Source organism: Sulfolobales archaeon (assembly GCA_038897115.1).
GTDB lineage: Archaea > Thermoproteota > Thermoprotei_A > Sulfolobales > AG1 > AG1.
Genome location: JAWAXC010000017.1, coordinates 1 through 19,912 on the forward strand (window position 1 = coordinate 1; position 19,912 = coordinate 19,912).

General features: G+C 42.1%; 20 protein-coding genes. 9 read left to right on the plus strand and 11 right to left on the minus strand.

Annotation, left to right across the window (positions count from 1 at the left end; genetic code table 11):
* The coding region (locus QXE01_03610; GenBank protein ID MEM4970320.1) for a Xaa-Pro peptidase family protein at window positions 1–1,139 on the plus strand (1,139 nt) is incomplete at its 5' end.
* Window positions 1,140–1,465: 326 nt separating this feature from the next.
* Here QXE01_03610 and QXE01_03615 read toward each other — a convergent pair.
* The 3 genes from QXE01_03615 to QXE01_03625 all read right to left on the minus strand — a co-directional run bounded on the left by QXE01_03615 (window position 1,466) and on the right by QXE01_03625 (window position 2,638).
* Entirely contained in the window at window positions 1,466–1,699 is a 234-nt protein-coding gene (locus tag QXE01_03615) for a type II toxin-antitoxin system CcdA family antitoxin (GenBank protein MEM4970321.1), read from the minus strand.
* Between the two features lie 206 nt (window positions 1,700–1,905).
* The gene (locus tag QXE01_03620) at window positions 1,906–2,271 is read right to left on the minus strand and encodes a nucleotidyltransferase domain-containing protein (GenBank protein ID MEM4970322.1); all 366 of its coding nucleotides are present in this window, start codon (window positions 2,269–2,271) and stop codon (window positions 1,906–1,908) included.
* Window positions 2,240–2,638: a HEPN domain-containing protein gene (locus tag QXE01_03625; GenBank protein MEM4970323.1), complete on the minus strand. Its 399-nt coding sequence runs from the start codon at window positions 2,636–2,638 to the stop codon at window positions 2,240–2,242. The genes QXE01_03620 and QXE01_03625 overlap by 32 nt, the downstream gene beginning before the upstream one ends.
* A gap of 169 nt (window positions 2,639–2,807) precedes the next feature.
* On the opposite strand from QXE01_03625, the gene QXE01_03630 reads away from it, so the two are divergent.
* The 3 genes from QXE01_03630 to QXE01_03640 all read left to right on the plus strand — a co-directional run bounded on the left by QXE01_03630 (window position 2,808) and on the right by QXE01_03640 (window position 4,458).
* Entirely contained in the window at window positions 2,808–3,851 is a 1,044-nt protein-coding gene (locus tag QXE01_03630; GenBank protein ID MEM4970324.1) for an alcohol dehydrogenase catalytic domain-containing protein, read from the plus strand.
* A 151-nt stretch (window positions 3,852–4,002) separates the two neighbouring features.
* A complete protein-coding gene (locus QXE01_03635; protein ID MEM4970325.1) occupies window positions 4,003–4,245 on the plus strand; it encodes a hypothetical protein in 243 nt (80 codons plus the stop codon).
* A gap of 66 nt (window positions 4,246–4,311) precedes the next feature.
* A complete protein-coding gene (locus QXE01_03640; protein MEM4970326.1) occupies window positions 4,312–4,458 on the plus strand; it encodes a hypothetical protein in 147 nt (48 codons plus the stop codon).
* Between the two features lie 45 nt (window positions 4,459–4,503).
* Here QXE01_03640 and QXE01_03645 read toward each other — a convergent pair whose 3' ends face one another.
* The gene (locus tag QXE01_03645) at window positions 4,504–6,309 is read right to left on the minus strand and encodes a glycoside hydrolase family 99-like domain-containing protein (protein ID MEM4970327.1); all 1,806 of its coding nucleotides are present in this window, start codon (window positions 6,307–6,309) and stop codon (window positions 4,504–4,506) included.
* Window positions 6,310–7,311: 1,002 nt separating this feature from the next.
* Here QXE01_03645 and QXE01_03650 point away from each other — a divergent pair.
* Window positions 7,312–7,533 (plus strand): hypothetical protein, encoded by a 222-nt coding sequence (locus QXE01_03650; GenBank protein MEM4970328.1) that lies wholly within the window; start codon window positions 7,312–7,314, stop codon window positions 7,531–7,533.
* A gap of 218 nt (window positions 7,534–7,751) precedes the next feature.
* Here the strand turns inward: QXE01_03650 and QXE01_03655 are convergent, their stop codons facing one another.
* The 6 genes from QXE01_03655 to QXE01_03680 all read right to left on the minus strand — a co-directional run bounded on the left by QXE01_03655 (window position 7,752) and on the right by QXE01_03680 (window position 15,428).
* Window positions 7,752–8,921, minus strand: coding sequence for a hypothetical protein (locus QXE01_03655; protein ID MEM4970329.1), 1,170 nt, complete (start codon window positions 8,919–8,921; stop codon window positions 7,752–7,754).
* A gap of 769 nt (window positions 8,922–9,690) precedes the next feature.
* Window positions 9,691–10,641, minus strand: coding sequence for a hypothetical protein (locus QXE01_03660; GenBank protein ID MEM4970330.1), 951 nt, complete (start codon window positions 10,639–10,641; stop codon window positions 9,691–9,693).
* 48 nt (window positions 10,642–10,689) lie between these two features.
* Window positions 10,690–12,786: a hypothetical protein gene (locus tag QXE01_03665; protein MEM4970331.1), complete on the minus strand. Its 2,097-nt coding sequence runs from the start codon at window positions 12,784–12,786 to the stop codon at window positions 10,690–10,692.
* The gene (locus QXE01_03670) at window positions 12,783–13,205 is read right to left on the minus strand and encodes a hypothetical protein (GenBank protein MEM4970332.1); all 423 of its coding nucleotides are present in this window, start codon (window positions 13,203–13,205) and stop codon (window positions 12,783–12,785) included. The genes QXE01_03665 and QXE01_03670 overlap by 4 nt, the downstream gene beginning before the upstream one ends.
* Window positions 13,206–13,773: 568 nt before the next feature.
* On the minus strand, window positions 13,774–14,700 hold the full coding sequence (locus QXE01_03675) for a hypothetical protein (protein MEM4970333.1): 927 nt from the start codon (window positions 14,698–14,700) through the stop codon (window positions 13,774–13,776).
* Between the two features lie 5 nt (window positions 14,701–14,705).
* Complete coding sequence (locus tag QXE01_03680) at window positions 14,706–15,428, minus strand: hypothetical protein (GenBank protein MEM4970334.1); 723 nt, start codon at window positions 15,426–15,428, stop codon at window positions 14,706–14,708.
* Between the two features lie 342 nt (window positions 15,429–15,770).
* Here QXE01_03680 and QXE01_03685 point away from each other — a divergent pair, with 342 nt between their 5' ends.
* The 4 genes from QXE01_03685 to QXE01_03700 all read left to right on the plus strand — a co-directional run bounded on the left by QXE01_03685 (window position 15,771) and on the right by QXE01_03700 (window position 18,148).
* Window positions 15,771–16,277 (plus strand): hypothetical protein, encoded by a 507-nt coding sequence (locus tag QXE01_03685; GenBank protein ID MEM4970335.1) that lies wholly within the window; start codon window positions 15,771–15,773, stop codon window positions 16,275–16,277.
* A gap of 32 nt (window positions 16,278–16,309) precedes the next feature.
* The gene (locus QXE01_03690; protein ID MEM4970336.1) at window positions 16,310–16,864 is read left to right on the plus strand and encodes a Panacea domain-containing protein; all 555 of its coding nucleotides are present in this window, start codon (window positions 16,310–16,312) and stop codon (window positions 16,862–16,864) included.
* 3 nt (window positions 16,865–16,867) lie between these two features.
* The gene (locus QXE01_03695; protein MEM4970337.1) at window positions 16,868–17,611 is read left to right on the plus strand and encodes a hypothetical protein; all 744 of its coding nucleotides are present in this window, start codon (window positions 16,868–16,870) and stop codon (window positions 17,609–17,611) included.
* A gap of 225 nt (window positions 17,612–17,836) precedes the next feature.
* A complete protein-coding gene (locus QXE01_03700) occupies window positions 17,837–18,148 on the plus strand; it encodes a hypothetical protein (protein MEM4970338.1) in 312 nt (103 codons plus the stop codon).
* Window positions 18,149–18,598: 450 nt separating this feature from the next.
* On the opposite strand, the gene QXE01_03705 is transcribed toward QXE01_03700, so the two are convergent.
* Window positions 18,599–19,912 (minus strand): hypothetical protein, encoded by a 1,314-nt coding sequence (locus QXE01_03705; GenBank protein MEM4970339.1) that lies wholly within the window; start codon window positions 19,910–19,912, stop codon window positions 18,599–18,601.

Sequence of the window (19,912 nt, forward strand, 5' to 3'; positions counted from 1 at the left end):
TAACCTCTGAGATGGCTAGGAGGGGTTTGGACGCCCTCTACCTGGTGTCAACTGCTAATATAGCCTATACGACTAACTTCTTCCACATACCTACTGAGAGGCCTATCGCAGCCCTTATACTCTCTAGTGGTGAGAAGATCTTGTTTGTGCCTAGGCTTGAGTATGAGCATGCCCAGAGATACTCCTATGCTGATCAGGTTTATAGCTATGATGAGTATCCTGATGAGAAGCACCCTATGATCGTTATAGCTGAGTATATGAGGAAGCTAGGGCTTGAGGGGAGGAGGATTGGATATGATGTTGATGGATATGCCCATATATTCGGCTATAGAGGGCCTAGGCTTAGCGAGGTTCTCAGGGCTAGCTATAGCTATGAGAGGGATCTCATCGAGAATATGAGGATGATCAAGTCTGAGGAGGAGATCAAGCTCCTGAGGGAGAGCGCGAAGTGGGCAGCCCTAGCCCATAGACTTCTACAGGAGTACACAAGGCCAGGCCTCTACGAGGATGAGATCTCTATGAGGGCTAGTATGGAGGCGACACTAGCAATGGCTAGATCCATCAGAGAGATCTATAGACCAGCGGGTTGGAACGCAGGAGCAAGGGCGGGGTTCAGGGGGCAGGTTGGGAAGCACTCATACTACCCACACTCCCTAACAATACATGCAATCATAAAGAAGGGGGACGTGCTAGTCACAGGAGCAACAGCCCTTATAAGCGGCTACGGAGCAGAGCTAGAGAGAACGATGATCGTTGGAGAACCATCTAAGGAGCAGGAGAAATACTTCAAACTAATGATGGAGGCTAGAAGAATAGCCCTGGAAAGCATAAAAGCAGGTGTTAAATGCAGCGATGTAGATAGAAATGTGAGGAGATTCTTCAAAGAAAAAGATCTTATGAGATATTGGAGACACCACACAGGCCACGGAATAGGCCTTGAATACCACGAAGCACCATTCTTCGACATAGGGGATAACAGGGTGTTAGAGGAGGGGATGGTAATGACGGTAGAGCCTGGGATCTATGTTGAGGGGCTAGGGGGATTCAGACACTCAGACACAATAGTGATCACAAGAGACGGATATGAATTCATAACCCACTACCCAGACGAGCTAGAAGATCTAATAATACCGGCTTAGATAACACCTAGACCGCCAAGATATAGATGGTATGCCACAGAATCTCCCGCAGCAGCGGATTGGGATTGGATGAAGAATCGTGGTACAACCTACACGCCGCATCTCCTCTTGGGGCTCGCACCGAAGCTGGGATGATCTCTGAGATCAGAGCTATAGCCTTTCAATTCTATAGTAGATCATTCATGTTAAGATCTATACCTGCACCGCCGATCGCTTTTCAATTCTAAGGTTTTTCAATTCTATGATAGATCGGTTTTGCTTTGGATACTAAGGTTATATGTTTGATGGAGCCTTCAACAGTGATGATACATCGAATAACAGCTTATTCATAGGCGGGCCTCCCTATCCTCCCTAATATGCCGTACAATCCTATCAATATCGATTTTCTCAAGAACATCCCTCATCCCCTCTAATCTCCTTCTGAGCAGCTCCAGCTCTCTACTCTCCACCTCCTCCTCCAGCTTCCTCCTCAGGAACTCAGATATGTTAATACCGAGTCTCCTAGCCCTCTCAACAACCTCTCTCCTAACCTTCGTTGAAACAGTTATATAACTACCGATCCCCTACCACCAATAATAACTACCTCATAAAGAAGATAAGACTAATGCCTCTAACTTCCAAAGCAACCTCTCAATTCTATAGTAGATCATCGCTCATAGTATATCAGGATGATCTACTATAGAATTGAGAGTCGCCTCCACTAACGCTCCGCCAAATCCTAATACTAGATGATCTACTATAGAATTGAAAGCAGTAGAAGTCCTCATCAGCCTCTGTGATGATCTACTATGGAATTGGAAGTGCTTATACGAGGCTTAATCTCGATCCAGTACCTCGATATCTCCCTGTAGAAGGCCCTGTCAAGTCTGCTACTAAACTCCTCAGGGGTTAGTGGGATTATGTCGAAGCTTAGATCAGCTGGTAGCTTGGTTCTAACGAGTGCGACTCTATCAGCATATCCCATGCCTCTGAAGATTTCTGAGACAATAACTATGTCTACATCGCTATCAACCATATGATCACCCCTAGCATAGCTCCCAAAAAGATATATGGTGGCGTTTATCTCGCTAGCGAGTCTTTCAAGTGTCTCGATAACTCTTCTACGGATCTCCAATAGCCTTTGAGACCTCATTGATAACCACCTCAGCTATCTCAACAGCCTCCCTAGCCTGGTCCTCGCCAATCTCCTCATAAGGCCTCTCAACACCGGCATTTGGATATCTGGCAATCGTATAGTAGGAGGATAGCCTAGCCAATAAACCCTCGTTGATGCTGAAACCAACATGGGGCCTAACCCTACGATATAGCTTAACAAGATCATGACCCCTAGCATATTCACCAAACATATGTATTATCAGAGCCTTCAAAGCCTTCTCAACAGCCTGCTGAGAAGCGAAGCAGGCCCAGCTATAATCACCCATCTCGATACTCTTCCTAGCATGCCTCAGATCAGCCCTCGCACCATCAAGCCAGTTAACAACCTCATCCCTAACAGGCACAAACCAACGCCTATAATAGGTTAATAACTAGTTACTAATATCGTGAATAGCTATCTAGATACCTCTAGCTCCATGATCTATAGAGACATGCTTTACATAAATAAGTCTCTGCAAATAGCTATAAATAATCTATAGAAATGCTTATAAAAATCAGGTTAGAGACAGACCGATGAAAAACCATGGAGCGGTGATTATGATGAGGGCTGCGAGGTTTTATGGACCCCATAAACCCTTAGTCATAGAGGATCTCCCAAGACCTATCCCCGGCCCTGGTGAGGTTCTGGTTAGGGTTAAAGCTGCTGGAATATGCCATACCGAGCTTCACTTTCTAGATGGGATTTTGAATCTAGGTGTTATACCAATAACTCTGGGACATGAAATTGCAGGTGTTATTGAGGAAATAGGTTCTGGTGTTGCTGATGTTAATGTTGGAGATAGAGTTATAGTTTATTACTATGTAGGCTGTGGCAAATGTAGATTCTGCTTGAGAGGGGAGGAGAATCTATGTGAGAATCCTAGGGCTGAATATGGCTTTATAAGTGATGGCGGTTTTGCTGAGTATATCAAGGCCCCATCGAGGAATGTTGTGAGACTACCTGATAATATAAAGTTTGAGGAAGCCGCACCTATAGGTTGTAGCGTTACTACAGCTATACATGCAACTCGGAAGGCCATGCCATCTATCAACGACTATGTCGTAGTCTACGGTGTCGGCGGTGTTGGACTAGCATTAATACAGTATAATAAACTTGCCGGCGCTAAGGTTATAGCTGTGAGTAGGAGTGATGCAAAACTCAAGCTAGCCAGAACCCTAGGAGCTGATTATATCATCAACGCTAGATATGAAGATGCCGTGAAAAAAGTATTAGAAATAACAGGAAATAGAGGAGCTGGTATTATCTACGAGCTAGTAGGTACAAAGGAATCGATGAACAACTCTCTAAAAATGCTTGCACGCAAAGGCAGACTAGTATTTATAGGCTATACATCAGATAGACTAGAGATAAACCCATTAGATCTAGTAGTTAGAGAGGCTGTGATAACAGCATCTGTAGGAAATACCCTAGAAGAACTTATAGAAGCTGTTAGATTAGTATCCGAGGGAAAGATAAAAATTATAATAGATAGAGTAGCTGATCTATCACAGATAAATAACGAACTAGAGAGGCTAAGACGAGGAGAAGTCCTAGGAAGAGTTGTGATAAAACCATAATTAATAATTTTTAAACATTCATAAACCTCTAAACCTAACTCTTTAGAACCCTCTAATTTCCTCTCCTCCCTAAAGAGGCGAGGCTTTCAGTTGTGACACCATATATCTCGAGGAATGAGATACATCTCCGCTGAAATGCTTAGAGAATACCTTGAAGCTAGAATCAGCGGTGGATAGAAATGTTTTCTACACCGCTGCTGAGATGAATAAACCTCCTATAGAGGCTTCAACCTACTCTATAATAGCTATACAGAAAATATTCATTAAATGCCATACAATGGTGGCGAGTGAGGAGTTCCTTAGAGATATAGTTAATAAATTAGAGAACTGTAAGGATTGTAATAGGCATAGAGCTTATGAGATAGTGAGACTGCTTAACCATATGAGGACGTAGAAGGGGAAGATAAGATATGTAGGGGTTCTTAGAAAACTTGATGAAGTACCGAGGAAGGATATAGATGTGGCTTCATTTGCATTGCAGAGTAGGGATAAGATACTCTTGGTCGCTAATATCGATACAAGGTTGGCTGATGAAAACCTGGCTAGGGTTTTAAGGGAGAAATACGGTATAAACGTGGTCTCTGCAGATGAATTCTGTAACTTATAAGATCGATAGCTGGGATTAGTTTAATCGATGTTAAATACTATAATATTATTTGAGATTAATGCTGTGGAGGAAGTCTCTCGTTATCTCTAGATATTCGAAGTTGTCTTCAGCGCTGGGTTCTATATATGTGTATTCGTGCCATTCGTTGAATGATGTGATTGTTATGATCCTTAGATTGCTATCCATATATCTATATGCTATCTCTAGCTGTTGCTTAAACCTCTCCGGCGATTTTGGGAGTGGGAGGTTTCCTCTCCTCACCTCTCTATCGTCGAAGCCTGGTATTGCTGATGGTATGAAGCCCTTGCCCAGCTTCTTTGATATGGCTAGCCATTCTGAGTATTTCTTCTCTAGGTTGTTTTCGAAGCTATCGAGGATCTCCTTGTTGTTTATATGCATATTATATGAGGTTATCGCGTCGTAGGGTTTGCACTGCTCTATCGTTTTCTCGTCGTATGGGTTCTGCCAGTAGGCTATATCGCCTACTATATATATGTTGTTCCCCAGCTCCTCTCTTATATCGCTTATCACCTCCGAGATATTTCCTCTAAAGATCCTCGATAGATATATGAAGATAGCCGGTCTACCCTTGATCCTCAGGTAGTTCTCGTTTTTGAAATATCTATCCCCCAAATACCTTAGATCCTGCTTTAATATCTCCCTATTCACGGGATCATCTAGATCTATGGCGATATCATTATCTCCAGACCATCTCAGCCTTCCAAGGGATTCATATAGGATTGCGAATTTGATATCCCCTGCCAGCTGGCTTCTCATGAAGATATCAGCTATAACGTGATCCTCATAGCTATCCACCCCCCACCAGCTTATTATGAAGAAGCCTATCCCATGCCCCGTTGCCCAGTCTATATGTTTGTTAACCACAACTTCGTCTCTGGAATCATATCTACCGAGTAGAGGCCTCCCCCTATAACCCTGATCCCAGTGTCTTACGGGATTAGCGCCGTACCATGGATAGTAATATGCACCCACCCTTATACCCAGCTCTAGAGCCTCTCTCGATAGGTTCTCATAACCCCTGATATATGGTGTCCTAACCTCTGCTACCCTGGTGTTGCCGGCTGTGTCTTTAACAGATACTACTATCCTATACTCCCTCCCACCAGCTAGGTTCTTGAAGACTGTGCTGAATACCTCCCTCTCAAGGCCTTTGGGGCTGAGCCTAGCTCTTCTAACCTCCTCCCTTGGGAATACCCTGTGGTAGTCCTCCTCCCCCATGCCATATCTCTCAACCATATATCTATACTCAACAGGGATCAGGCTAACCACAGCCTCTGAGAGGGAGTTCAAAGGGCTGATCACCTCGAAGATAACCTCGACATCATAGATCTTATCGTTGACGATCTTAGCAGGGATCCATCTCAGATCAGAGATCAATGGGAAATACCTGGCAAGCCTATAGAGGCTATCCTCCGCATCCCTCAGATCCTCTAGAACCCCTAGAACAGATCTTTCAAACGCAACCCTATCATCACCAAGCAGAAGTCTATACCTCTCAACAGCCCTCCTCAAACCCTCTATAGCATCTAGCATCCTCTGGCGATAGATAGAGATAGCTGAGAGAGACTCCCTCTCAAGCCCATCTAGATACTCAACAGTGCTACTCAGCCTATGAACATCATCCTCAAGCATAGCCAGCCTCCTCTTCAGAGACTCTAGCTCCTCCCTCGCAGAGTTATACTCGTTGATCCAATAGCTTATCTCAGCCCTAAAAGCCCTCTCCAGAAGAGGGATGCTATATAGCCTCTCATACACCTCAGCAACAACAGCCCCCAGACCAAGACCAGCAAGGAATTTCAGATAATCCCTGCGACCCCACCTCAACATCATCTATCATCAATATTTTATCCAAGGTGATAATAGCCATAGAACATGCTCTCAAAATAATATATTGCTTATCACATAGCTACCTTTGGGTGGAAACGGCAGCCCAATCCCTTTTAACGCTATGTTTGAAGAGAGCCCTTTCAAAAGTCAGATAGAGTTTCTATGGGATTATACCTTGGGCTGATCACCTCTAAACCTAAGGCCCTTAAGATACCTTAAGGTGTTAGGAAGGGGTTTACTAAGGCCGGCCTTAGTAAACCCCTTCCTAACACCTTAAGAAAAAACCTGCCTGGCCTTTGGAAAGTTTTCTTCAAGCACCGCGTTTAAAGGGCTCCCTTTTAAATTGAGCTAATATCATAGTACCATGTTTGGAAAATGTTCTAAACTCCAATACCCCTTTAGCAGTAGCTAGGTATATTCGGCCTCGAGGATTTGAAAAGGGGCCCTTCTAGATTTCCTGCTAGGGAATTCCCTAACAGGTATAGAGATTATGCCTGGTTTAAAAGGGGCCCTTTTAAAGTGTCTCTAAGGTCTTTATAGACGATCAATTTTATTGTATTGATCTCTTAAAAGGCTTCCAACTGCTTTATAGGAACTTGAGAATTACCATTTAGAGAGGCTATTCCAGGTTCTCTGTTAGGGAATTACCCAATACAAGATATATGGAGGATAAATTTATCCAACACGGAAATATCTAGCCTTTTAATGCTCCAGCTCTACAGGGTTTGTATATTCAATAGCTCCAGATATTTTAGATAATATTGATCAGCATCGCTTAGGAGCTTCATGGTAGAAAGGTAAAGGTGATCGTGATGGAGAAGGGCGAGTAGCCAGAATACCTAGTCTACTTTAAATAGCTTTTTCAGAATATCTCTAAAGAACTTTAGATCCCTTGAGTTCTGGAAGGTTATGAGAAACGTGTTTAGGTTCGAGACGATGGTGAGTTTGTTGAGGCTTTAGCTAAGCAGATTGTTGAGATGACTAGGAAAAGGGCACAAGGTTTATGTGATAAGTGATGCAGCTAGAGTTCTAAGACCTGTGCTGGAAAAGTATGGGCTAACGCTAGTATCAGCTAAGAAGATCGAATACCCCCACATATTATTCCACGTAACAGAAGATGGTAAGCTCTACACAAGATTCGTACTAGAACCCCGAGGGGAGACTCTTGAGAGAGAAATAGAGCTAGCGATGTTCATCTCTCGAAAATATACTCAAGAAAATGAGTGAGGAAATCAGGAAGAAGCTAAGAATATCACTTCTTCACGTGCGGGAAAGCTAAAACTATTAATTAAGGTTGTTTCAGAAATTCTAATCTAAACCTCTTTATCTCCCAAATATTGCTAGAGTCTCCTTCTTTTGAAGAGAGGCGCATCCCCCATCAGAAACCTCGAAGCCGGTAATCTTAGATACCTTCAAGGAAGTACTGCTCCTTAAGGTGTGTGAAATTAGCCTGTAATTAATCTAGTTATGAATTCTGCGGCTGAAGGATCTGTTGCAAGTATAGCTATGTAGGTACGCTCTTCCTTATGATTCGCAGGCATGATAACTCTATACCCTGATAAGTGTCTTAAAGGATGCTTTTGACTAACAGTTACGGGGGTGGTGAAAGCAACTAATATACCGAGGAATTTCTTCTTATCTACATTCATATATAGTTTATCGGTACAAAGATTCTTGAATACTCCTTCCTTAAGCTTCTCCATATCTAGGGACTTAGCAATACAATCTATGAATGCCTTAGGGTTCTCTATCGAATATTGGGAATTATTAGAGCTAACGAGGCGCTTAAACCCTGCTTCAGCTAAACTGCGCTGAATTACTAATGGAAAATACCTTAGGTAAGGCATTCTATGCTTGGGGACTAAAGGTGTTAAACTCGTTAAAATAACAGATCCGGGTTTACCAATGCAGTTCCTAGAGAGATATTTGTGAATGAGATCCTCAAACCATTCCTCAAACACATCCTTACTTCCTTCGTCTCTCGTATTTAATCCCCACTGTAAAGATATTACCAGCATTAATGTAGCGGTTATCAAGATTAAAATTACTATTGTAAGAAACACAATATGTTTCGATGAAGAGAGAAACGACAGTAAGGGAATACCCATAGAACTAAGCCAATCATTTAGGGCAAATAAGAAGAATGTGATTGAGAGATAATATGATAAGATGACAGCTACCGAGAACAATGACAACAGTATCAAGCTACCCCATCTTCTCTTCCCAGATCTATCAGCTGGCACTATGTCTTCTACGAAGCACGAGTTCCTCAACTTGTTTATAGTGCTAAGTGAATCCTTTAGATCTAAGTGCTCGAAAGCTTTATTTAGGGCTTTGTTAATACTTGAGAAGAGAACTGCCACCAAGGCTAAGTATATGAACAAAGCAGTTAACGCGATAGCTAGATCTACAGCTATTAATACTCCTCTTTCCTGAGAAACAATATTTCCTAAGCCTATAGCATCTACAATGCTTAGCGGTAGGTGTATCCCAGTGTATTCGAGAAGTATGAGCGCTATAAACACTATCGTTAAATGTAGCAGCATTCGGGGACGGCGGTATACGTCAGATAGTATTTGGGCAAGGAAACTCTCAAGCATTTTCAACCCACTCAAACAACCTCCTTAAAACATCCTTAAGGAACGCAAGATCTTCTAAGGCAGCCTCCCTCGTTGTTGGATTCTCATAGCCTCCATGAACCATGATATGCCTTCCCCCATACTTTTCTATAAGCCTTCTAGCTATAACAAGCGCAGTAAGAGCCCTATAGCTCGGACTGCTAACTTTGTGAAGTTTTTTACGCTTCCTGGCTACAATAGTTAAAAAGGCTTCGGAAAGCTTATCTGAGTAAAGTCTTGATACAATGATTGTGAGCCTATAATAAGCCCTAAGATTATTTTATGTGCACTAATTTTCCTAATTGTTGTTTACCTAATGTATGCTTCGATAACTATGATATTATATACCCAACAATATTATTTATTCGGAATGTGTATGTCTCATTTCAACTATACTTATTCACATTAGTGCAGTAGTTCAAACAACTATAACGACTACAGCACCTACTAGAACGGCTGGTATAATGGCTCTAGAAATCTTTTTCAAATATTAATCCTTTAAACTATTTATACCCTTTCTAGCAAGTTTCGCAACCAGACTTTTCCCTCCTAACCTTAATCTTCTTAAGCTCAGCCTTGGCATAGGTCTTGGGATCAATGTTGGAAGGATCGGTATAGATAATATAGAAAACTCTTTCTCTCGTTTTTGTTCACTGTTAACCGCAATAAGCTCAAACTATTTTTCTAAGATAATTACTCATTAATATCACGTATATAAATAATAATATAATATAAAATGCCTTATAGATGATATAATTAAAGTATTTTAACCTTTCTTAAAGAATTTATTTAATGTAATTATGTCCCTTTTCTTAAGTTCCTCGCATGCTACAAATTCCGCTATCTCACGAATCTTCGAAGGGCGTATCTTGAACTGTAACTGATTAGCAACTACGTCTTCCCATTTTTCACCTCTCCACCTATCGCCTCCCTTCCTTTGTAGTTCAACTTCACCGATTAGCAAGTTTCCTTCGCCTGTAATTCTTACATCACCTTGAGAGTATACCTCTATCACCTTATCAGATTTTGCAACGTAGTAACATAGTTTCTCTAGATTTTCATAGACGCTCCTTTCTACAACAATGAAAATTTTTATAGGCTCGTTATCTATGAGAACATCACGTATTATATCATTTTTCATTCTACGAAACCATTCTATGATGTCTTGATAATTTCTTAGCTTATCAAACCTTATTCTTCTCATCTTTCCTAGAAGACCAGGTGTGATACCCTTCTTTTTCACTTCATTATGAATGCTTTCATATTCACTTTGCGAAAGTAGACCTTGCTCGACTCTTTGTTGGGCCTCATTAATGAAGTCATCTATCGAAATGCTTTCTGCTTCTCTTCTAATCTCATCTTGAGATATAGGCTTACCGTCTCGATTTACCTCTCCCACATACATCTTTAATGCTACATATACATTTTCAGGAATTCCCCATCTTCTCCTATATTCTTCAACGAATTTACGCTCAACATGATTATAATCTGCTTCGGGGTTATAAGATTTTACAGATACTAGAATCTCATTATCATCACATATAATTTTTAAATCTGCCTTCTTTCTGTAAAGCTGTTCAGCAGAATATTTCCTGCACGAGACGTTCAGAATACTGCTTATACACTCTATGAGTTTACTCCCCACACCAGTCTTATTATTTATATGATTTACGATGAGTCTTTCGATACTAAAACCCTTCCTAGCTGCATAAGACAATTGGTTTCTCCTCTCTTCCAGCGTATCTAATAAAATAAGGAATCGCACTTATAATATCTCAGCTAGAAAACTGTGTAACCTTTCAACAAAACCTTTAGAATCACGTAATCCTAATATCTCAGCTACAAGCTCGTCTATCTCACGACGGTAATCTTTATAAAGCTGATATTTTAGTGGAGGGAAGGTAAAGTCCTTGAGCGAATTTATGAGAGCTGATGCCCTCTCTAGATGGTTTCCCGCTATTCTCGGATTAGGAATGGGCATATTTAAATAGTCGTTTTCTAGAAACCTAGTCCAGGTCTCACTTATCTTTCTACTACCATAGATGAGTAACAGTAGAAAGAGTGAGCTATTGAACCACAGGGCCAAGATGGGCGCGTGCTGAACACTGTCCACCATTATGTAGAAATTCTTTGTGGCTGTGGTTTTCTCTAAACTTGTGAAAGCGAAGACACCCCTGTCTCTGAAGGCCGCATCTACCTTATCAGGTAGAAATAGATGTCCAAAGGGCTTCTTTGACTGTACCTGCCTGTAGATATGGGCATACCAGTACCTACCGAATGACCTGATGGCTGGAGTAGCTGTGGCTGCTTTAACACCCCACTCGATATATCTAAGTATATCCTTCGGGAGAGATCCGGGGTCTCTAGGAGGTATTGATACGAGGTAGTGGTCTGGCTCGACAACGATCTTGTTTACATATAACCCTGGTCTCCTTAGAGAGGGTAGCAGGTACTCCTTATATATTTCAAGCTCCTCCCCCGTATATACATTCCGTATCACGACCCTATCCCTGTAACCCTTCCCTATAACCCAGTACCTATTTGGTAGGAGGAAGAAATCTGGGCCATACATTTCGACACCACGCACTATGCTCTGCCCACCGAGTATATCTTTCCAAAGAACTAGAGTTCCCTCCTTAAGACCGCTAAGTATAACGTCTACTATTAACTCCCTCACCCTACCCTCCTCGAACAATAATAGCCAGTTCATGTCCAGGATATGGGGTAGCCCATATAGGTCTACAAGGCTAACCCTGTAGCCGTGTACCCCATAACCAGGGCCTACCCCCAGTATGTGCCCCGCCAGAGCCGATATATTGAGGGGCTTCCCGTCCTCTATCGTTATAAACGCTGTCCTGCCACGGCGACCCTGGCCTTTAATAGCTACGAGGATAACCTCCTTGAACCCACTGTCTATAGAGAACGTAGGTGAGGTCCTCTGTATTAAGGCGGCTACACTGTACCTCTCACGCAGCAAGGTCTTCACCCCTTGGCCGTAGATTGTATAGAAAGTAGAGGCCGGTAAGACGGCTACTAGCAGCCCTCCCTCCCTAAGTACTGTGTCTATTAGGAAGAGAGACAGAGCTTGGAGGTTAACTTGCATCCTGTTTATATACCTTATGTACCCTGTCGAGGCAACCGCTCCTCTAAGAAATTCCCTGTAACCCTCACCCAGCTCCTCCCACCTAGTGAAAGGGGGGTTGGTTAATATCACGTCAGCGCTATAGACACTACTTCCTCTAAAAAACCTATCTAAGGTAGCAGCGCCCCCCCAGATGATTTCAAAGGAATCACCGCATTTTATATTTATAATATTATCTATACCACCACATACCCCTAGTAGTGAGGCATAGGCCACAACACAGGCAAGCGGGTGCTTCTCTACACCCCACACAAGCTTTATCCTATGGACACCCACGCTTCTAATAGCCTCGGTTAATGTAACAGCTGTCCCCATAAAGGGATCCGCGATAACAACATTATTCCTCCCAGTCTTCTTGATGAACTCGCTGGTCAGGACACCCATGATCTCCGCACCTAGAGGCCCTGTATAGTATGCCGCCAACCTCTTCCTCGCCTCTGAGGATAAAAGCCGTGGCACTTCATATTGATACAATTTCATGGTTTCGTAGGAGACCTTACCCAGCCGCTCTTCGATATCGCGAACCATACCCTGTGCAATGCTCCCATCCACACTTATACCGATCCTGCCTAAGATCTCCATCACACCTTCAACAGTGGGTTTAAAACCTATAGCACTAATGATGTACGCTAAGGAGTCAACTAATATTCTATATGCCTTGTTTATATTGTCCACATCAAAATATTCCATACCTAACAACTTAAGTACCTTATCTTTCATGCTCTTGGCTCCTCCACAGAAAACCTCTTCCTAAATTCTCTATACCCTTTTAAAAAGCTTATGGGATGGAAGACGAGCTTTATAAAGTAATCTGTGTCTAATTTAAATACTCTAAAGAACTTTTGCCACATAGTACTGTTCCATCCTGTGTTCTTAAGCTTATTCTCCCAATATTCCCACATATATTTGAATGTGTTGCTAAACCCCCGTATGGTTATGGGGTAAGACTTAACAAGGTCTTTTACTAGTTTAGACACCCTATTGATATCGATTTGTACAAGTAGTTTATGGCTAACTCTCTGAACAGAAGTTTCTAGTTTCTGTATTTCTGGGATCTCTACTCTATTTTGTCTACCAACATCCTTGAGTCTTTTCAATAAAGGTAGATATAAACTATACTTAGTAATCCTTTCAACCATGTTTTTCACCCTTCTTCTTGATAACCACCTTCTTACCCTCGAAGACCCATTCTATTTCATCGTTCTCATCGATCCCCAAGAACTTTCTAATCTCACGAGGAATAGTTGTTCTATGATATCAACCAACCTTGTAATAGCAAGTACCAGCATAACCTCTAAAGCACCCACTATAAATTTACAGTAATACATATTTATAGACATAGCCATGACTCCAAGAGTATTTAAAAGGATACCTCTTTTCGATAGAAGCATTATAAATATATTAGCATTCAACACACTTTTATGTAGGTTCCTTCAAAGTATTCGGAGTAATTTATAATTAATTGCTATGGTACATGTTACAAGCGTGTGAATTAAGATCTTAAGATCTAAGGTACTTATCTAGGGAGCAGAGGCCTCTATCTCTTGCCGATCCTCATTCCTCGTTATTATATAGAGAGTAAATTTATAGCTGGCCAAGGAAATAGAGTGTGAATATGGGCTCAGAATGTAATCTGACCTCCTCCCCGCCCTGAAGGGCGAGGCTTCACTATTGAGGTGATGTTTATTAGCTTTCTATGTTCTGGTGTTAGGGTCTATGCCTTCTGCTGATTATGTAGATGCTGGTTAGAATAGCTATGGTTACTGCTGCTGTGAATGCATATGGTCTATAGTCTATGATGGGCTCCAACGCTCTAGCCTTTATTGCAGGCCCCGAGTACTCTATTGCGAAGAGTTTGCATCCGGAGACCTCTCTTATAGCTTTTGCGAGTTGGATGCCTAGCTCGGTTATCTGGTCTAGAGATAGATCGCCTTTATCATCTGTATAGACTATCGATATAATTGGAAGCCTGCCCACAGCATCTCCGAGGCTTACGCTTAGGTTCCTCCCCAGCTTAGCGCTATATTCTCTCAAGGTATTCTCTAAAGCCCTCTGGTGATCCATGTTCCACTCCATAAATCTATCCACATCAAATGTCTCTGGAGATACCGCTCGAATATATAGCTTCAAGCCATGTGCCGTGAGAATAGCGCTTAGGCTCCCACTTATATTCAGAGCCTTCTCCAAATCCCGATCAGAGATCATTACAACCGCCACAGGATTCGATATCGTGTTAAGGATTTGGAGACCTCTATAAGTTATATTTACACTAGACATCACCCTATCAACATCATCCAAGACATAGAGTAGATTACCAGCACTGCCAGCAGGGGGCAAGCCCTGGGGACTCGATACCTCTCCAGAGCCTCCAAATATAGCCCTCTCATACGGGCTATAAAGGGGATCGTATGGAGCTAAGATATAGTGGTATATAGGCACATAACCACAGCCATCCCTATAATAGGCCATAGGCTCAGGATCTATATAGAGGAAAACACCAGGAGCAACCTCAGATATAAGCCCAGGAGAAGGCACACCACCATGAACCAGCATAACCTGGGCTAGCGGTGATGAGACCTCAACCACTAAAAAGACTAAGAAGAGAGTTATAGCCATAACACTAGAAGATCTCATATAGATCACCCAGTGAGAGGGACAAACCCAATATAGTATTTAAGGCCGTCAATAGAGGTTGCAAATACATGGGTAGAGTTACCTCCCCAGAGGATCCCTGCTGCTCTAACATTAGGCTCAAAATTCGTGCACCGATATACGTAGGGATCCTCATAGACAGGGGATCCACTATCACCCTTATCAGCCTTCATCCCTTCTATTACCAGTTGATAATAGTAAGTTACATAGCCCTTTCCTTCTATAGAAATGCTAATGCTATAGTAATAGCGTGTTATATAACCACCACTTTCCCAAGTAGCTGACCCATATTTAGATACAGGAATATAGTTATTTTGATCGAGTCTCTGTTTCACCTCTGAAAAGCTTAGCAAACCCACTACGCGAGCATAGCCTGTGGAAGAGCATTTAAGCACCTTATTAGTTATATCAACGTTATCTCGTTTCACAGCATATAGCCCATCTATATTTGTATCTTCATCCTTAGATATTGTAGCCACATGATTATCCGTAAAGAGACTCCATGCAGGCTGATATACATACTGTCCGATAGAACCGCAATGCCCAGCAGAAGAAATACCATATGACTCAGGATATGATGATCCTGATTCCGTTACATAACCCGTAAATCCTATTGTGCAATCAACAAGGCATAGAAAGCCACAGCCAATCTCTATCCTCGCACCCCCAACCAGGATTCGTTCAGAAAGAGATACAAATTTATCCAACATATTATCACCTTTTTTTCCTTATCTCACTTATAAATGTTAGGCCTATATCCATATAGTTAGCGCCTCACCGAACCTCAAGCTAAGAGCTGGTCTCACTATATTAGATTAAACCATCACAGCAGGCCATGGATTTCGCATGAGAATATCCAGCATAGATATGATAAAGCAATTGACAAACCCAGCCTTTAAGATGGGGATATGTTTTAAAGATTCTTTTTAGTGGATAGCCTCCCCCGCAAAGGGGTAATGCTCGAGATCCCAGCAGAATCCTTTGCTTCTTTAGGGCGGGGAGGAACTATGATATTATAAGTTTAAGCAAATATTATTGAGGTGGGGTTTGCATTGTTTGCCAACCTTAGCAGAGATGAGATCGCGGTTCTAGCCTTGATCGCAGGGCTTGCTGATGAGAGAAGAATATTTAATAGAGGCCGTGATGCTAAGAAGCTTACCAAGCTGGTGTTTCTAGCATCATATGCCGAAGAGATGGACAATGATATAAGGTTGCGTGGGAATCTACGTCTCGGGCTACGCTTCCACGTATACCTCTATTCTGACGGCTCCCCGCCCTTGATGGGCGAGGGTTCTACCCCCACTGAGGCTACCATCATCTCTCTAGAGCCCCTCACGGGGGCTGCATCATCGCAGTGGCTCAGGATCCGCCGTCAGCTGCGGGCAGTGCGTGGCTCCTATAGATATATTACTGGCGATGAGCTAGAAGACTTCGTCAACGGATTGCTAGGTATCAGAGGCCCCGAAATCAAAGCACTAGTCTATGGTGCCGAGGTACAGAAACTCATTGAAGCCCGCGAGTATGTTAGGAAACTGGAGGAAAAAAGGAAAAGGATATAGTGGTCAATGTATAGTATAGTTGGGTGTGGTGTATGGGTCGCGAGCATGTGTTATTGTATTTGTTATCAGGGCTCTTCGATAAGTATGGCGAGGTCTATGGGCGTAAGAAGATCCAGAAGCTCTTATTCCTAGTAGAACACTATGACCTTGAGGGCAGCAGGGTTGTGCGTTCCCAAGGACTTACTGGCTACCGATTCATAGTATGGCTCTACGGCCCTTTCTCGAAAGATGTGTATGATGATCTCGATGTCCTGGTCGAGAGGGGGTTAATCGAGGAAAAGATCCTCGGATCTGATAGCATCCCCCAGGTGCACGGGATAAGGCTCTCGATGTACGATGATGATGGATATCCAAAGACGCTCTATATATACCGCCCTAGAAACCCGCCCAAAAGATATAGGCTTAACATTCAGATAGCTGGGGATCTCGCTAGAAAAATCGATCAAGTGGTTCAGCTATATGGAGGCATGAGCCCTACAGAGCTTGAGGAACATGTGAACAACCTGCTAAAGCTAACACCAGAGAAGAAGATACAGTACTGGGGTAGAACTGTGGATGAATACCTACAAGCCGAAGGGCTTGCATAAACATTGAGGAGATTCAAAATTATTAGAGAGCCTCTCGAATTATCCGGGCTGAGGGTTGTTTCATCAACATATAGGGTTGATCTTATAAACCAGATATTTAATGCAATAGAAAGAGGAGATTTAGAACCTGGAAAACTCCTGGAAGTAGCACAATACGATCTAAGCTCCTCAAGTGCTCCATCTACCTCTAAAAGTGCTGTTAAAAGCATCGCAAAATCCATCAATCAAAAGCCCCACTTAATTATAAGAGAGACTTCTAGAACTCTTCTCTTCACCATCCTAGTCTATTATGCCATACAAGATCTCTTAGAAAATAATAATCTATATCTCTATCCAGAACCTAACCTAATAGAGATAGGGAAAACATTCGACTATGCAGTTGTAGACGAAACTAGAAAAAACATAGTCTTCCTCGCTGAAGTAAAGAGGCTGAGGGCGATAAATAACCTAATTAGCTATATAGAGGAATTCGATGAGAAACTTAATGAGCTCAAGCGCCGCACAATCCTCGATCATATAGACGCTACTATATTCCATTTACACCTCACACCCATATTTATTAGAGAGAGTAGAGAGGTGGAACAGCTCTTAAGATCATTTGGAAAGCTTATTAACAATCAGAATATCTCAATGCTCCTAACCATAACATCTGGCGAAAGCTTTAACAAACTCACAGAAGATCTTAAACAACAGCTATCAATGCGACTCCAACACAGAAAAAAGCAAGAACCCCCTTTTAATATATAAATTACTAGATTTAATAGTTAATATGAGCATGGGTGTTCACAATACACTTTTTGTTGATCACCTTAATAGTTACTCAGTTCCTAAACCAAGTTAAAACTTATTTACCTTAAGAAAAATCTTTATAATATAACTGCTACAAACCTTTAATTATTACCCACAAGCTATGGAAAAAACACTACGAGATCAGCCACGGTATATGAGGAGCTAGCCCGCCGATGGTATAACGTGCTTATCGAACGTGATCAAGAAGATGCAGAGATGTTAAGATATGCTGCGCTAGCATATGCAAAATTCTGCCTTATCCACGCCCACACAGCTAAGTCTGAGGATTATTATACACCTTCATATATGTTAATCGTGTCTGACGATGATGACGTCTATAGCAGCAGGCATCTACTTAACTATGGACTAAGAGAAGCACTCAGAAAGGCTATGCAAAGAGGCATACTCATAGGCAGATATCCCGGAAAGCTAGTCTCGGTGGCAAAATGGAATGGATTCAAAGAATATGTGCTTAACGTTACAATTCTCTCATAATCTGAAAAATCTATCACCTCAGCTGGAACCCTATCTTTAATAGCCTCATTCTTGGCCTCTATCCTTTCCCTTTCTAGAAGCTTTTCCATATAGTTCAGAAACTTATCTTTGTTATTATAAAGGAGGTTATAGCCGCAGTATGGGCATATAACGTTATCCTGCATGATCAGAGCATGACATTGAGGGCAGAATTCCATAGCGAAACCACTCGATAGCCTAATCATTTTATCTCTATCTTTACTCATATTGCTATTAATAATTATTGCTAGAAATAACATTAGTCTAACGAGATAAACAACTATGGAATGGGATCAATATTCCATTATTATAGTCAGCGAAGCTATCTTGAAGTTAAGGAGACTTCTTATGATCTGCTATGTTAAATTATATGATCAGATCAAGGGTTGTTTGATGGGGACTAAATACCGATTCCTTTGGTAGAGGGTGTCCCTAGTGGGGGTGATTGTTTTTTCTAAGCTTCTCATATATCCTGTTCATATATTCTGGATTTTCCGTGTGTATTGGGATTATGTTTTTGGGTTTTAGAGTTTTGATTAGATCTGTGAATTGATGTGGATAGTAATGTCCTGAGAGTCGGAGTCTATAGACCTGGAATCCAAGTATTCTTAGCCATTTAGCGATGATTCTTTCCTCAACCTCTCTCATAGCTTCTCTCGGCTCTGGGTTTGTTATATATGCTATGGAGTCGTGGAGGAAAAGATCCTCTTTCCATAGTCTTAGCTTTCTTAGGGTTTCCAGCATTGTTATAGGTTCGAAGATAACGATATAGCTGCTTTTCTCCTTCAACACCTCCTCAGCGAGGCTGATATATTCGATGGGTAGCGATGTAGGTAGTGTTTCCATATCTATATATGCTAATGCGATGCTGGATAGATCTATCCTACCTTCTCTATATAGATATTCTGGCATCCAGAGGATCCTATCGGATGCTATGACAACTCTTCTCCCACCTATCCTGGAGTATTCTATGAGGGCTTGGAACATCTCGAGATCAAGAGGATCGATGGAGACTGCGACTAGATCATAGTGTGATAGCGCATCAAGCAGGATCGATCTAAACATATGGGGTGTGAGTGGGTAGTGCTCTAGCTCATCGCTAAAGTTGGTTCCCTCGATAATAGCTATATCTACACCATCTATTCCTAACCTCTGGAGAGACTCTTGAAGATCTGTTTCCGGTCTATTTGTTAGAGGTTCGAGCCTTAGATCGCCGCTGTAGAAGATAGTAACATTCTTCCCCATATATATGAAGGCATATGCAGGATAGGCGCTATGACTCACAGGTATAGCTATTACGTTATGTCCATCCTGTTTAAAGATAGAAGCCTCCGAGATTCTAGAGTGTATATCAGGCAACACATAGGCTAGCCATGTTCTCGAACCTCTATACCAGTTGAAAACCGTATCCTCTAGAATGGATCGGCTTGGAATGATTATCTCCACATCCTTGGGTATGATCGATAACAGTCCAAGATGATCTAGATGGGCATGCGAGATATAGAGAGCCTCAGCATCTCTAAAGACCTCTGCCCCCGGTATGATGTTTAAGCTCTGCATCTCAACAGGTCCTAGAGGCTCGACCCTTCCGCCATATAGTTGTCTAAGTATTTGAAACCTTATACCATTATCGAAAACCAGCTTTCTATCACCATCTATAATAGCTATGCAGTTCCCACCAATCTCCCTCCAGCCACCATAGATCTGTATTCTCGCGTTACCATAGATCATCTCTTTGAGAGGCAT